At 61.4% G+C, this 13,803-nt stretch carries 11 protein-coding genes and 4 tRNA genes; 13 read left to right on the top strand and 2 right to left on the bottom strand.

Annotation, left to right across the window (positions count from 1 at the left end; translation table 11 throughout):
* Window positions 1-36 precede the first annotated feature (36 nt).
* The 5 genes from astA to astE are packed head-to-tail and all read left to right on the top strand — an operon-like array spanning window position 37 to window position 5,225.
* Window positions 37-1,065, top strand: coding sequence for an arginine N-succinyltransferase (astA, locus tag LOY26_RS19510; RefSeq protein ID WP_186657955.1), 1,029 nt, complete (start codon window positions 37-39; stop codon window positions 1,063-1,065).
* Entirely contained in the window at window positions 1,066-2,529 is a 1,464-nt protein-coding gene (gene astD / locus LOY26_RS19505; RefSeq protein WP_258714011.1) for a succinylglutamate-semialdehyde dehydrogenase, read from the top strand. It begins immediately after the preceding gene.
* Between the two features lie 23 nt (window positions 2,530-2,552).
* Window positions 2,553-3,902, top strand: coding sequence for an N-succinylarginine dihydrolase (gene astB / locus LOY26_RS19500; protein ID WP_186657951.1), 1,350 nt, complete (start codon window positions 2,553-2,555; stop codon window positions 3,900-3,902).
* A 14-nt stretch (window positions 3,903-3,916) separates the two neighbouring features.
* Window positions 3,917-4,207, top strand: a complete 291-nt coding sequence (locus tag LOY26_RS19495; protein ID WP_033699561.1) for a topoisomerase II — start codon at window positions 3,917-3,919, stop codon at window positions 4,205-4,207.
* 10 nt (window positions 4,208-4,217) lie between these two features.
* Complete coding sequence (gene astE / locus LOY26_RS19490) at window positions 4,218-5,225, top strand: succinylglutamate desuccinylase (protein WP_186657949.1); 1,008 nt, start codon at window positions 4,218-4,220, stop codon at window positions 5,223-5,225.
* 5 nt (window positions 5,226-5,230) lie between these two features.
* On the opposite strand, the gene LOY26_RS19485 is transcribed toward astE, so the two are convergent.
* Window positions 5,231-6,067, bottom strand: coding sequence for a hypothetical protein (locus tag LOY26_RS19485; RefSeq protein ID WP_258714010.1), 837 nt, complete (start codon window positions 6,065-6,067; stop codon window positions 5,231-5,233).
* A gap of 424 nt (window positions 6,068-6,491) precedes the next feature.
* On the opposite strand from LOY26_RS19485, the gene alaS reads away from it, so the two are divergent.
* The 8 genes from alaS to mgtE all read left to right on the top strand — a co-directional run bounded on the left by alaS (window position 6,492) and on the right by mgtE (window position 13,277).
* Window positions 6,492-9,116, top strand: coding sequence for an alanine--tRNA ligase (gene alaS / locus LOY26_RS19480; RefSeq protein ID WP_186657945.1), 2,625 nt, complete (start codon window positions 6,492-6,494; stop codon window positions 9,114-9,116).
* Window positions 9,117-9,199: 83 nt separating this feature from the next.
* Window positions 9,200-10,435 carry an aspartate kinase gene (locus LOY26_RS19475; RefSeq protein ID WP_033699557.1) on the top strand — a complete coding sequence of 412 codons (1,236 nt, stop codon included), beginning with the start codon at window positions 9,200-9,202 and terminating at the stop codon, window positions 10,433-10,435.
* Between the two features lie 163 nt (window positions 10,436-10,598).
* Entirely contained in the window at window positions 10,599-10,787 is a 189-nt protein-coding gene (gene csrA, locus LOY26_RS19470) for a carbon storage regulator CsrA (protein WP_003254503.1), read from the top strand.
* A gap of 72 nt (window positions 10,788-10,859) precedes the next feature.
* Window positions 10,860-10,950: transfer RNA gene (locus tag LOY26_RS19465), tRNA-Ser, on the top strand.
* Between the two features lie 107 nt (window positions 10,951-11,057).
* Window positions 11,058-11,134: transfer RNA gene (locus LOY26_RS19460), tRNA-Arg, on the top strand.
* Between the two features lie 72 nt (window positions 11,135-11,206).
* Window positions 11,207-11,283: transfer RNA gene (locus LOY26_RS19455), tRNA-Arg, on the top strand.
* A gap of 73 nt (window positions 11,284-11,356) precedes the next feature.
* Window positions 11,357-11,433, top strand: a tRNA-Arg gene (locus LOY26_RS19450).
* 401 nt (window positions 11,434-11,834) lie between these two features.
* Window positions 11,835-13,277: a magnesium transporter gene (gene mgtE / locus LOY26_RS19445; protein WP_033699555.1), complete on the top strand. Its 1,443-nt coding sequence runs from the start codon at window positions 11,835-11,837 to the stop codon at window positions 13,275-13,277.
* A gap of 96 nt (window positions 13,278-13,373) precedes the next feature.
* Here the strand turns inward: mgtE and LOY26_RS19440 are convergent, their stop codons facing one another.
* Entirely contained in the window at window positions 13,374-13,700 is a 327-nt protein-coding gene (locus tag LOY26_RS19440; RefSeq protein ID WP_033699552.1) for an Arc family DNA-binding protein, read from the bottom strand.
* Window positions 13,701-13,803: the final 103 nt, after the last annotated feature.

The raw sequence follows: 13,803 nt of genomic DNA, 5'->3' as shown, positions 1-13,803 counted from the left end.
TTCGCGGTGGCAGAGGTCGCCGCTCAAGGAGATAGCATGATCGTTCGTCCCGTACGCAGCAGCGATTTACCCGCGCTGATCGAACTGGCTCGCAGCACCGGCACCACTGGGCTGACTACGCTGCCGGCCAACGAAGAACGCCTCGGGCATCGCGTGGGTTGGGCCGAAAAGAGCTTCCGTGGTGAAGCCGAACGTGGCGATACCGACTACCTGTTCGTGCTGGAGAATGACGAAGGCATGGTGGTGGGCATCAGCGCCATCGCCGGTGCCGTCGGCCTGCGTGAGCCCTGGTACAACTACCGGGTCGGCCTGACCGTCAGCGCCTCGCAGGAGCTGAACATCTACCGCGAGATCCCCACCCTGTTCCTGGCCAACGACCTGACCGGCAACTCCGAGCTGTGCTCGCTGTTCCTGCGTAGCGACCACCGCTCTGGCCTCAACGGCCGCTTGCTGTCACGCGCACGCATGCTGTTCATCGCCGAATTCCCGGAGCTGTTCGGCAAGAAGATCATCGCCGAGATGCGCGGCATGTCCGACGAGCAGGGGCGTTCGCCGTTCTGGGAAAGCCTGGGCCGGCACTTCTTCAAGATGGAGTTCAGCCAGGCCGACTACCTGACCGGGGTGGGCAACAAGTCGTTCATCGCCGAGCTGATGCCCAAGTTCCCGCTGTACACCTGCTTCCTGTCCGAGGCGGCGCGCAATGTGATCGGCCGTGTGCACACCGACACCGAGCCTGCGCTGGCCATGCTCAAGCAGGAAGGGTTCAGCTACCAAGGCTATGTCGACATCTTCGACGCTGGCCCTGCCATCGAATGCGAGACCGCGAAAATTCGCGCCGTGCGCGAAAGCCAGACCCTGGTGCTGGCGGTCGGCACCCCCGGCGATGACGCGACGCCTTACATCATCCACAACCGCAAACGCGACGACTGCCGCATCACCGCCGCGCCCGCACGCCTGGCGGCAGGCACTCTGGTGGTCGACCCGCTGACCGCCAAGCGCCTGCGCATGGGGGCTGGCGACAACGTGCGGGCCGTGCCGCTGTCGGCTAGCCGGGAGGCCCAGTAAATGACCACGCATTACATCGCCGGCAACTGGCAGGCCGGCCAGGGCGCCGCCCTGCAATCGCTCAACCCGGTGAGCCAGGCCGTAGTCTGGGAAGGGCAGGGTGCCGATGCCAGCCAGGTTGATGCCGCCGTGCGGGCCGCTCGCCAGACCTTTCCGGCCTGGGCACAACTGAGCCTGGAAGCGCGTATCGACGTGCTGGAAAAATTCGCCGAACAGCTGAAACAGCATGCCGAGGCGCTGGCGCATTGCATCGGTGAAGAAACCGGCAAGCCGCTGTGGGAGTCTGCGACCGAAGTCACCAGCATGGTCAACAAGGTGGCGATTTCGGTGCAGAGCTACCGCGAGCGGACCGGCGAAAAAAGCGGCCCGCTGGCCGATGCCACCGCCGTGTTGCGGCACAAGCCACATGGTGTGGTGGCGGTGTTCGGGCCTTACAACTTCCCGGGCCACTTGCCCAATGGGCATATCGTGCCGGCGCTGCTGGCGGGTAACTGCGTGGTGTTCAAGCCCAGCGAGCTGACGCCCAAGGTTGCCGAGCTGACCGTCAACTGCTGGATCGCTGCCGGCCTGCCCGCCGGTGTGCTCAACCTGGTGCAGGGCGCGCGCGAAACCGGTGTGGCGCTGGCGGCCAACTCGGGGATCGACGGGCTGTTCTTCACAGGCTCCAGTCGCACCGGCAACCTGCTGCACCAGCAGTTCGCCGGGCGCCCGGACAAAATTCTCGCGCTGGAGATGGGCGGTAACAACCCGCTGGTGGTGGACGAGGTCAAGGACCTCGACGCTGCGGTGTACACCATCATCCAGTCGGCATTCATTTCCGCTGGCCAGCGCTGCACCTGCGCGCGTCGCCTGCTGGTGCCGCAAGGGGCCTGGGGCGATACGCTGATCGCGCGGCTGGTCGAGGTGTGCAGAAGCATCACGGTGGGCGCATTCGACCAGCAGCCAGCGCCGTTCATGGGCTCGGTGATATCGCTGCAGGCGGCCCAGGCGCTGCTTGCAGCCCAGGCCGACCTGGTGGGCAAGGGCGCCGTGAAGTTGCTGGAGATGACTCAGCCGCAGGCCGACGCCGCACTGCTGACGCCTGGCATCCTCGATGTCAGCGCCGTTGCCGGGCGCCCTGACGAAGAGTTCTTCGGCCCGTTGCTGCAGGTGATTCGCTACACCGACTTCGATGCCGCCATCGATGAGGCCAACAACACCCAGTACGGCCTGGCCGCCGGGTTGCTCTCCGACTCCCGCGCGCGCTACCAGTATTTCTGGCTGCGCAGCCGGGCGGGCATCGTCAACTGGAACAAGCAGCTGACCGGTGCCGCCAGCAGCGCGCCGTTCGGTGGCGTCGGCAACAGCGGCAACCACCGCGCCAGTGCCTACTATGCAGCCGATTACTGCGCTTACCCCGTGGCCTCGCTGGAGACCGCCAGCCTCGCCTTGCCGGCAACCCTGACGCCGGGCGTCACCCTATAACAAACGGTCTCGGAGCCTAGCCGATGAAATCCTACGAAGTGAATTTTGATGGCCTGGTGGGGCCAACCCACAACTATGGCGGCTTGTCCTACGGCAATGTGGCTTCGCAGAGCAACAGCCAGCAGTCGTCCAACCCGCGCGAAGCCGCGCGCCAGGGCCTGGCAAAAATGAAGGCCCTGGCCGACATGGGCTTCAAGCAGGGCGTGCTGGCCCCGCAGGAACGGCCAGACGTGGCCGCGTTGCGCCGCCTGGGCTTCTCAGGCAGCGATGCCGAGGTGATCCAGCGCGCAGCCAGGGAAGCCATGCCCTTGCTGGTCGCCAGTTGCTCGGCGTCGAGCATGTGGGTGGCCAATGCCGCCACGGTCAGCCCCAGTGCCGACACGGCCGATGGTCGCGTGCATTTCACGGCCGCCAACCTCAACTGCAAGTACCACCGCAGTATCGAGCACCCGACCACCAGCCGTGTGCTGGGTGCGATGTTCGCCGATGACAGGCACTTCGCTCACCACCCGGCGTTGCCGGCGGTGGCGCAGTTCGGCGACGAGGGTGCGGCCAACCACACACGCTTCTGCCGTCGCTACGGCGAAGCGGGCGTCGAATTCTTCGTCTACGGCCGCAGCGCGTTCGACAGCCGCTACCCCGCGCCGCAGAAGTACCCGGCGCGCCAGACCCTGGAAGCGTCCCAAGCCGTGGCCCGGCTGCATGGCCTGAGCGACGACGGCGTGGTCTACGCTCAACAGAACCCGGCGGTGATCGACCAGGGCGTGTTCCACAATGACGTGATTTCGGTGGGTAACGGCGAGGTGCTGTTCTACCACGAAGACGCCTTCCTCGAGACCGATGCGGTGCTTGGCCAGCTGCAAGCTAAACTGGCCAGTAAGGGTGGCAACTTCCAGGCCATCCGTGTGTCGCGTGCGGCAGTGGCGGTGGAGGATGCGGTGCGTTCCTACCTGTTCAACAGCCAGCTGCTCAGCCGCGATGACGGCTCCATGCTGTTGGTGGTGCCGGAAGAATGCCGGAGCAACGAGCGGGTCTGGGCTTATCTTGGCCAGTTGACCCAGCAGGGCGGCCCGGTAAGCGAGGTCAAGGTGTTCGACCTCAAGCAAAGCATGCAGAACGGCGGGGGCCCTGCTTGCCTGCGTCTTCGCGTAGCGTTGAAGGAATCGGAACTGGCGGCGGTCAATCCAGGCGTTATCATGACCGCGCCGCTGTACGACACGCTGCTGCAGTGGGTAGACAAGCATTACCGCGACCGCATGGGCGAAGCGGACCTTGCCGACCCGCAGTTGTTGGTCGAATGCCGTACGGCACTGGATGAGTTGACTCAGATTCTGCAATTGGGTTCGGTCTATCCGTTCCAACGCCAACCTTGAAGAGAGACTAAGTAATGACCGATGCCCTGCGCCTGATCCTCGAAGACGAAGACGGCACCCAGCTGGAAACTTCCTGCACCCGCTTTGCCGTTGTCTGGCAAGGCAAGGAAGTGTGGATTCAGCAGGACGGCCGCGGCCAGTTGCTGATTGGCGTGGACGTCGAGGAAGACGACACCGAGTACGCCAACCTGCTGCTGCGCCCGATGGCCACCAACCTGGTCAGCCTGCAGCTGGAGATGGAGCCGGCCGAAGTCGCTGACGGCGACGATCACGTCCATGGCCCCGACTGCGGCCACCAACACTAAGGAAGTGCCTATGCTCGCCCTCGGCAAATTGCTTGAGCTGACCTTGACCGATCACGAACCGGCCGAGAAGACCCAAGTTACACCCAAGGGCGTGCGTTTGCGCTGGCTGGGGGAGGGCGCACTCGAAGTGCGCCCGACCGAGGCTGAAGATTGCGGGCTCGACCTGCTGTTGTCGGCCGGCATCCATGGCAACGAAACAGCGCCGATCGAATTGCTCGAACGGCTGCTGCATGGCGTGGCCAATGGCAAGATCAAACCGTGCGCGCGGGTGTTGTTCCTGTTCGGTAACCCGGCGGCCATCCGCAAGGGCGAGCGCTTCATCGAGCAGGACATCAACCGCCTGTTCAATGGCCGTCACGAGCTTTCCAGTGGTTTCGAGGCGCTGCGCGCCGCGGAGCTTGAGCAGTTTGCCCGGGTGTTCTTCAGCAAGCCCGAGCGCTTGCGCTTGCATTACGACCTGCATACCGCCATCCGTGGTTCGAAGATCGAGCAGTTCGCCCTGTACCCGTACAAGGAAGGGCGCAAACATTCTCGTCGAGAGCTGGCGCGCCTGGCGGCAGCCGGCATGGAGGCGGTGCTGCTGCAGAGCAAGTCGTCCATCACCTTCAGTGCATTCACCTATGAGCAGCTCGATGCCGAGGCGTTTACCCTGGAGTTGGGCAGGGCGCGGCCGTTCGGGCAGAACGAAGAGGTCAATCTGGACAAGCTGGAAAAGCGCCTGATCCAGATCATCGAAGGCACCGAACCCGAGGCGCAAGACTCGCTCGATGGCCTGAAACTGTTCAGTGTCGCCCGCGAGATCATCAAGCACAGCGAGGGCTTCCGCCTGCACTTGCCGGCGGATATCGAAAACTTCTCCGAGTTGAGCAAAGGTTACCTGTTGGCTGAAGACCTGGCCGAGATGCGCTGGGTAGTCGAAGAGGAGGGTGCGCGCATCATCTTCCCCAACCCCAAGGTCAGGAATGGCCTCAGGGCAGGGATTCTCATCGTGCCTGATGAAGGGCGTAGTCTGGCCTGAACCGGTCAGTCGGCTGACGTTGGGGCAGGGGCCAGCATGTCTGGTGCCAGTGCGTCATAGGCCTGCTGCAGGATTCTCGCCAACGTGGTCAGTCCGTCGAGGCCGCTGGCGTCATAGGGGTCGTAAAGCACAGCGGTGTAGCTGCCCGGCAGCAGATGTGAATACTTGGCAGGGATCACGCGTTGCAGGTCAAAGCCCGGGCCCTGTTGCGGCGGCCCGGCATGGCGCTGCATGAGCACGATATCAGGCACGCTGGCGTACTGTTGGCGCGCTGTATCCAGAAGCCGCTTGAGTTCGGGGTAGCCCGGCAGAAGGGCCAGCTGTTCGAAGACGCGTGCCAGGAACTGTGGGGTGCCGTAGAGGTACAGGTTTTCGATGGCGGTGATTTCAAAATGCCTGTCCGGGTCGGCGCTGGCGTCAATGCGCAGCGGGCACGTGACGCCAGCGCCAATCGTTTCTGGCAGCATTGTGCCCATGAACAGCAAATGAAGCCGCTGCTCAGGTGAGGCCTGCTGAATGATGAAAGATTCGCCTTCGACTTCCAGGGTGATATCGCTGCCCTGGCTCAATTTCACATTGGCGGTACTCAACCAGACCAGAATCTCGTCCAGGTTACCGACGTTTTCCTCGTCATCGATGGCCTCGATGACCCTGCGCTGAAAATGTACCAAGGGCGCCTTGTAGAGATCGAACAGCTCGTAATTGAAATAGACCCGTGAGACGCCGAGCCCTGAAGGCGACGGGTTGTCATAGCCGATTGCTTCATCCATTTCGCCGAAACCGGCGCCTTTGCTTCTGTCATTACCGTCCACGCGCTGCGCAGTTACTGCATGGGTAGTCATGTGCATGTGCTCTGGGAAAAGGGTTGGCCAGACTAGGTATGAACGCAGGACACAGGGCGCTACACAGATAGCGCTGAGACATTCTTTAGTGTGCTATGGAGGGTGCCGCTTGCCGGTCGGCGCGGCCAACCCGCCGCCAGTGAGAGAGTCGGTTTGGATCCGATTTCGAATGAAAACCTTTTAATTCACCGTCTATTCCATTTTCCCTTCCCTTCGGCCGTAATGGGCTTGCCAGTGGCGAAAGGCTGCAATTAGCATCCGGTCATGTCATTTTCGTTTGCAACCGCCTGAAAACCGTCTAATCGACGTTTTCCATCGCATAAACACACTGCACCGAGCTTGCAGGACCGATATAATGCGGCCCTTTGCCGTCGTTTCGTCGACGCGTTTGCCCATCAGGGCCGCCGTTTCCGTGGAAGAACCTATGAAAAGCGCAGAAATCCGTGAAGCCTTCCTTCGCTTCTTCGAGGAGCAGGGGCATACCCGAGTCGCCTCCAGCTCCCTGATTCCGGGCAATGACCCGACCCTGCTGTTTACCAACGCCGGCATGAACCAGTTCAAGGACTGCTTCCTCGGCCAGGAAAAACGCGCCTACACCCGCGCGGTCAGCAGCCAGAAGTGCGTACGCGCCGGCGGCAAGCACAACGACCTGGAAAACGTCGGCTACACCGCGCGTCACCATACGTTCTTCGAGATGCTGGGCAACTTCAGCTTCGGCGACTATTTCAAGCGTGACGCGATCACCTACGCCTGGACCTTCCTGACCTCGGACAAGTGGCTTAACCTGCCCAAGGAAAAGCTCTGGGTTACCGTGTACGCCACCGATGACGAAGCCTACGACATCTGGACCAAGGAAATCGGCGTGCCGGCCGAGCGCATGGTGCGCATCGGTGACAACAAAGGCGCCCCCTACGCGTCCGACAACTTCTGGACCATGGGCGATACCGGCCCGTGCGGCCCCTGCACCGAGATCTTCTACGACCACGGCGCCGACATCTGGGGCGGCCCACCCGGCTCCCCGGAAGAAGACGGCGACCGTTACATCGAGATCTGGAACAACGTCTTCATGCAGTTCAACCGCACCGCCGATGGCGTCTTGCACCCGCTGCCAGCCCCGTCGGTAGACACCGGCATGGGCCTGGAACGGGTCAGTGCGGTACTGCAACATGTTCACTCGAACTACGAGATCGACCTCTTTCAGAACCTGCTGAGCGCGGCGGCCAAGGCCATCGGTTGCAGCAATGACAGCCAGGCGTCGCTGAAAGTGGTCGCCGATCACATCCGTTCTTGCGGCTTCCTGATTGCCGATGGCGTGCTGCCATCCAACGAAGGCCGTGGCTACGTGCTGCGCCGCATCATCCGCCGCGCTTGCCGCCACGGTAACAAGCTGGGTGCCAAGGGCAGCTTCTTCTACCAGATCGTTGCCGCGCTGGTGGCCGAAATGGGTGAAGCCTTCCCTGAACTGAAAAGCCAGCAGGCGCATATCGAACGCGTGCTCAAGGCTGAAGAAGAGCAGTTCGCCAAGACCCTGGAGCAAGGCCTGCGCATCCTCGAACAGGACCTGGCGCAACTGCAGGGTGACGTGGTCCCGGGTGACGTGGTGTTCAAGCTGTACGACACCTACGGCTTCCCCATGGACCTGACCGCCGACATCGCCCGTGAGCGCGAGCTGACCATCGACGAAGCCGGTTTCGAGCGCGAAATGGACGCCCAGCGTGAGCGTGCCCGCTCTGCCAGTGCCTTCGGCATGGACTACAACAGCCTGGTCAAGGTCGACACCGCCACTGACTTCCTGGGCTATACCACCACTGAAGGCCAGGCCAAGGTCATCGCCCTGTACAAGGACGGCCAGGCCGTCGAGCAACTGGGCGAGGGCGAGCAGGGTGTAGTGGTCCTCGATCGCACGCCGTTCTACGCCGAGTCCGGTGGCCAGGTCGGTGACTGCGGTTACCTGCAGGCTGGCGCCGTGCGCTTCGACGTGCGCGACACCACCAAGACCGGCGGTGCCTTCCTGCACCACGGTGTGGTGGCCAGCGGTGCGCTGAGCGTGGGTGCCGAGGTCGAGGCCAAGGTCGATGCCGAAGTGCAGCACGCCACTTCGCTGAACCACTCGGCCACCCACCTGCTGCACGAAGCGCTGCGCCAGGTGCTGGGCGACCACGTACAGCAGAAGGGCTCGCTGGTCGACAGCCAGCGCCTGCGTTTCGACTTCAGCCACTTCGAGGCGGTCAAGCCAGAGCAAATCAAGGCGCTGGAAGAGATCGTCAACCGTGAAGTGCGCCGCAACACCGAAGTGCTGACCGAGGTGACCGACATCGAAACCGCCAAGCGCAAAGGCGCCATGGCCCTGTTCGGCGAGAAGTACGGCGACACCGTGCGTGTGCTGAGCATGGGTGGCGATTTCTCGGTGGAGCTGTGCGGTGGTATCCATGCCAAGCGCACGGGTGATATCAGCCTGTTCAAGATCATCAGCGAAGGCGGCGTGGCCTCTGGCGTACGTCGTATCGAAGCGGTTACCGGCGCGGCTGCGCTGGCCTACCTGAACGCTGCCGAAGAGCAGGTCAAGGAAGCCGCGCAACTGGTCAAGGGTAATCGTGACAACCTGATCGACAAGCTGTCGGCTGTGCTCGAGCGCAACCGTCAGCTGGAGAAGCAGCTGGAACAGCTGCAGGCCAAAGCCGCCAGCGCCGCCGGGGATGATCTCTCCAACGCGGCCGTTGAGGTCAAAGGTGCCAAGGTACTTGCCGCTCGCCTGGATGGGCAGGATGGCAAGGCCCTGCTGGCCCTGGTCGATCAGCTGAAGAACAAGCTCGGCCACGCAGTGATCCTGCTGGGCAGCGAGCATGAGGGCAAGGTCGTGCTGGTGGCCGGCGTGACCAAAGACCTCTCCAGCCAACTCAAGGCTGGCGATCTGATGAAACAAGCCGCAGCAAAAGTGGGTGGCAAGGGCGGTGGCCGTCCGGACATGGCCCAGGGTGGTGGCGTCGACGTCGCTGCGCTGGACCAGGCCCTGGCGCTGGCCGTGCCGTTCGCAGAGCAGGGACTTTGAGATGAGGGGGCCGGCGGGTAGTCGCCGGCCCCTTCATGTTGGATTGTTTTTTGGGGCCCTGTATGGGCTGAGGCACCATTGAAATGGCGTTGATCGTACAGAAATTTGGCGGCACCTCTGTCGGTTCCATCGAGCGGATCGAGCAGGTAGCCGAAAAGGTCAAGAAACACCGTGAGGCAGGCGACGACCTGGTGGTTGTGCTGTCGGCCATGAGCGGTGAAACCAATCGCCTGATCGATCTGGCCAAGCAGATCACCGATCAGCCGGTTCCACGTGAGCTGGACGTGATCGTGTCGACCGGTGAGCAGGTCACCATTGCCCTGCTGACCATGGCCTTGATCAAGCGTGGTGTGCCAGCGGTGTCCTACACCGGCAATCAGGTACGCATTCTGACCGATAGCTCGCACAACAAGGCGCGCATCCTGCAGATCGACGACCAGAAGATTCGTAACGACCTCAAGGAAGGGCGCGTGGTCGTGGTTGCAGGCTTCCAGGGCGTCGACGAGCACGGCAGCATCACCACCCTTGGCCGTGGTGGCTCCGACACCACCGGCGTGGCCCTGGCGGCGGCGCTCAAGGCCGACGAGTGCCAGATCTACACCGACGTCGATGGCGTCTACACCACTGACCCGCGCGTTGTGCCGCAGGCGCAGCGCCTGGAGAAGATCACCTTCGAAGAGATGCTGGAAATGGCCAGCCTCGGCTCCAAGGTGCTGCAGATCCGTTCGGTGGAGTTCGCCGGCAAGTACAACGTCCCGCTGCGCGTGCTGCACAGCTTCAAGGAGGGTCCAGGTACCCTCATTACCATTGATGAAGAGGAATCCATGGAACAGCCGATCATTTCCGGTATCGCCTTCAACCGTGATGAAGCCAAGCTGACCATTCGCGGCGTGCCGGACACCCCGGGCGTGGCCTTCAAGATCCTCGGCCCGATCAGCGCCTCGAACATCGAAGTCGACATGATCGTGCAGAACGTTGCGCACGATAACACCACCGACTTCACCTTCACCGTACACCGCAACGAGTACGAGAAGGCGCAAAGCGTGCTGGAAAACACCGCCCGCGAAATCGGTGCCCGTGAAGTGATCGGCGACATCAAGATCGCCAAGGTCTCGATCGTTGGCGTTGGCATGCGCTCACACGCCGGCGTTGCCAGCCGCATGTTCGAAGCCCTGGCCAAGGAGAGCATCAACATCCAGATGATCTCCACCTCCGAGATCAAGGTGTCGGTAGTGATCGAAGAGAAGTACCTGGAGCTGGCCGTACGCGCGCTGCACACCGCGTTCGAGCTCGACGCTCCTGCCCGACAGGGCGAGTAAGGCGCTGCCTGGAAGGGCGCGGCTTGCCGCGCCCTTCGCGTTTCTGCTCGCCAGGCAGGCGCTTGCCCTGCGTGGCGAACAACCAGGGCCTGGGTCGTCGTCCACGGCCAGGCCCTGATACCCAAGACTGTTACCCCTGAAAGTTATGCGTAAGGAGAAAGCTATGTTGATTCTGACTCGTCGGTGCGCCGAGAGCCTGATCATTGGAGACGGCGAGATCACCGTGACGGTGCTTGGCGTCAAAGGCAACCAGGTGCGTATTGGCGTCAGCGCCCCTAAAGAAGTGGCTGTTCACCGCGAGGAAATCTACCTGCGGATCAAGAAGGAGAAGGATGAAGAGCCAAGCCTTTAATTTTTTTGAAGTTTTTTTCAAAAAAAGGGTTGCAAAGGTGAAAGAGGTTCTTTAATATTCGCCTCGTGTTGCGGTGAGGTGGCCGAGTGGCCGAAGGCGCTCCCCTGCTAAGGGAGTATACCTCATAAGGGTATCGGGGGTTCGAATCCCCCCTTCACCGCCATTATTCGCTTAGGGCGCTGTAATCGGTAAGAACGCTAAGTCGTTGAAATTAAACGAAAAAAGTTCTTGCTAAAATGATTCAGCGGCCTATAATGCGCGGCAAGACACGGACTCATAGCTCAGCTGGATAGAGTACTCGGCTACGAACCGAGCGGTCGCAGGTTCGAATCCTGCTGAGTCCGCCACTTTTGAAGTGGCTTTGCTTACAAGGCTACTTCAAACAACCAGTGGTAATCTGGTCTAAAACTACCTATTGCGGACTCATAGCTCAGCTGGATAGAGTACTCGGCTACGAACCGAGCGGTCGCAGGTTCGAATCCTGCTGAGTCCGCCACTTTTTGAAGTGGCTCTGCTTGCAAAGCTACTTCAGACAACCAGTGGTAATCTGGTCTAAAACTACCCATTGCGGACTCATAGCTCAGCTGGATAGAGTACTCGGCTACGAACCGAGCGGTCGCAGGTTCGAATCCTGCTGAGTCCGCCACACACAAACAAGAAGCCCGCTTATTCAAGCGGGCTTTTTGTTTTTCTGTTTCGCTGAATTGTCGGCGATGTCCAACTAAGCTTTTCTGTAATCGCTGGGGTGCCGCCAGAAGCTGGCGCGCCGCCTGCCAAGAAAACAAATGTGCTTCCTGATCCAGTACAGCCGTCGCACTGATAGCTTCGAGCGTTGTCCTAGCTTTATCTCGCAAACGATTGTTCTGGCCAAAAATTTAAGCGATCTGCCCGCCGAGGCAGTGTATGATTGCGCCCGTCAGCCCCGCCGGGGCTTGTGGAATACCACCATGGACTTACCCAGTAGTTACTCCTTAACAAGTTTCATACAGAAAGATCTGACCGATTGATTCCCCCGGCGTGCTCCGCTGCTGGGAGTGGAGCTCGCCTATGACTGAAGTAGAAGTAAAGAAAGCGCAAGAGAGCCTGCAGGATCGCCTGGCCCAGGTGGTCGAACTGCTGCAGCGTCAGCGTGTGGTCGAAGACCTCACCCACCGCCAGGAGGGTGCTCACCACGACCTGGTGGAAAACCTGGTCCACCGCCAGAACCTGGTCGAGCTGCAACGCAAGCTCGATGACCTGCACCCCGCCGACGTCGCCTACATCCTCGAAGCATTGCCCCTGGAAGACCGCCTGACGGTCTGGCAGCTGGTGCGCTCGGACCGCGACGGCGACATCCTGCTTGAAGTTTCCGATTCGGTTCGTCAGTCGCTGATCGCCGACATGGACGATCACGAGCTGCTCGCTGCTGCCAAGGAAATGGACGCCGACGAACTCGCCGACCTGGCGCCGGAGCTGCCGCGCGACGTCGTTCACGAGTTGATGGAAACCCTCGATGCCCAGCAACGCGAGCGTGTGCGCTCGGCGTTGAGCTACGACGAGGAGCAGGTGGGTGCGCTGATGGACTTCGAGATGGTCACCATCCGCGAAGACGTCAGCCTCGAAGTCGTGTTGCGTTACCTGCGCCGCCTGAAAGAGTTGCCGAACCACACCGACAAACTCTTCGTGGTCGACTATGACGGCATCCTCAAGGGCGTGCTGCCTATCAAGCGTCTACTGGTCAATGACCCGGACAAGAAGGTGGCGGAGGTCATGGCGACCGACCCTGTGTCCTTCCACCCCGATGAAGATGCCTACGACGCTGCTCAAGCCTTCGAGCGTTACGACCTCGTATCCGCCCCGGTGGTGGACAAGAGCGATCGCTTGATCGGCCGTCTGACCATCGACGAAATGGTGGACCTGATCCGTGAGGAGAGCGAGAGCGAAGTGCTGAACATGGCAGGTCTGCGCGAAGAAGAAGACATCTTCGCTTCGGTCTGGCGTTCGCTGCGCAACCGCTGGGCATGGCTGGCCATCAACCTGATCACGGCGTTTCTGGCCTCGCGCGTGATCGGCCTGTTCGAGGGGTCGATCGAGAAGCTGGTGGCGCTGGCTGCGCTGATGCCGATCGTGGCAGGTATTGGGGGTAACTCGGGCAACCAGACCATCACCATGATCGTGCGCGCCATGGCGCTGGACCAGGTGTCGCCAGGCAATACCAGTCGGTTGATGCGCAAGGAGCTGGCGGTGTCGCTGCTCAACGGCCTGATTTGGGGTGGCGTAATCGGCGTGGTGGCGTTCTGGCTGTATGACAGCTGGTCGCTGGGCCTGGTGATGACCGCGGCGATGACGCTTAACCTGCTGTTGGCCGCGCTGATGGGCGTGTTGATCCCGATGACGCTGACGCGTCTGGGGCGCGATCCGGCGATGGGGTCGAGTGTGATGATCACTGCGGTTACCGACAGTGGCGGGTTCTTCATCTTCCTCGGGCTGGCGACGCTGTTCCTGCTCTGAACCCCGGCGTGTGGGGGCGGGTGAACCCGGCTCCCACAGGCAGAACCAAAAAAGCCAGCTTACGCTGGCTTTTTTGTACTCGATTGCAAGCTGACGTCAGGAAGCGTCTGCGGCCATTTCCACATCGTGAGCGATGAGGGCGACCAGAGCGTTCTGCTGTCGGTGCGACAGTTGGCGGAAGCGCTGCAGCAGCTCGCGCTCATGCAGGGACAGTTCAGGGCTGTCCAGGCGCATGCTCAGCTCGTCACCCAACGCACCTTCCTGGATAAGGCTCTGTTCCAGGCGCGCGATGATTTCGGAGTTCATGCTGCGGTGATGGTTGCGCGCTACCTCGGCAATGCGCTCACGCATCCCGTCTGGCAGGCGGACGACAAACTTGTCAGCAGTGCGGCTCGAATAAATAGCCTGTTTCAATGGGCGCATATAAATTGACCGGATTTTCTGGTTCAGGGGACGCGGTTGTCAAATTGGCCGCACGGGGGTGGAAGTACGACCGTGACGACGACAAAATGTTCAACCGACATGG

It is taken from the genome of Pseudomonas sp. B21-047, from assembly GCF_024748775.1.
Taxonomy (GTDB): domain Bacteria; phylum Pseudomonadota; class Gammaproteobacteria; order Pseudomonadales; family Pseudomonadaceae; genus Aquipseudomonas; species Aquipseudomonas capeferrum.
Note: the sequence above shows the minus strand (reverse complement) of the source record. Positions and strands in the feature narration are given on the sequence as shown.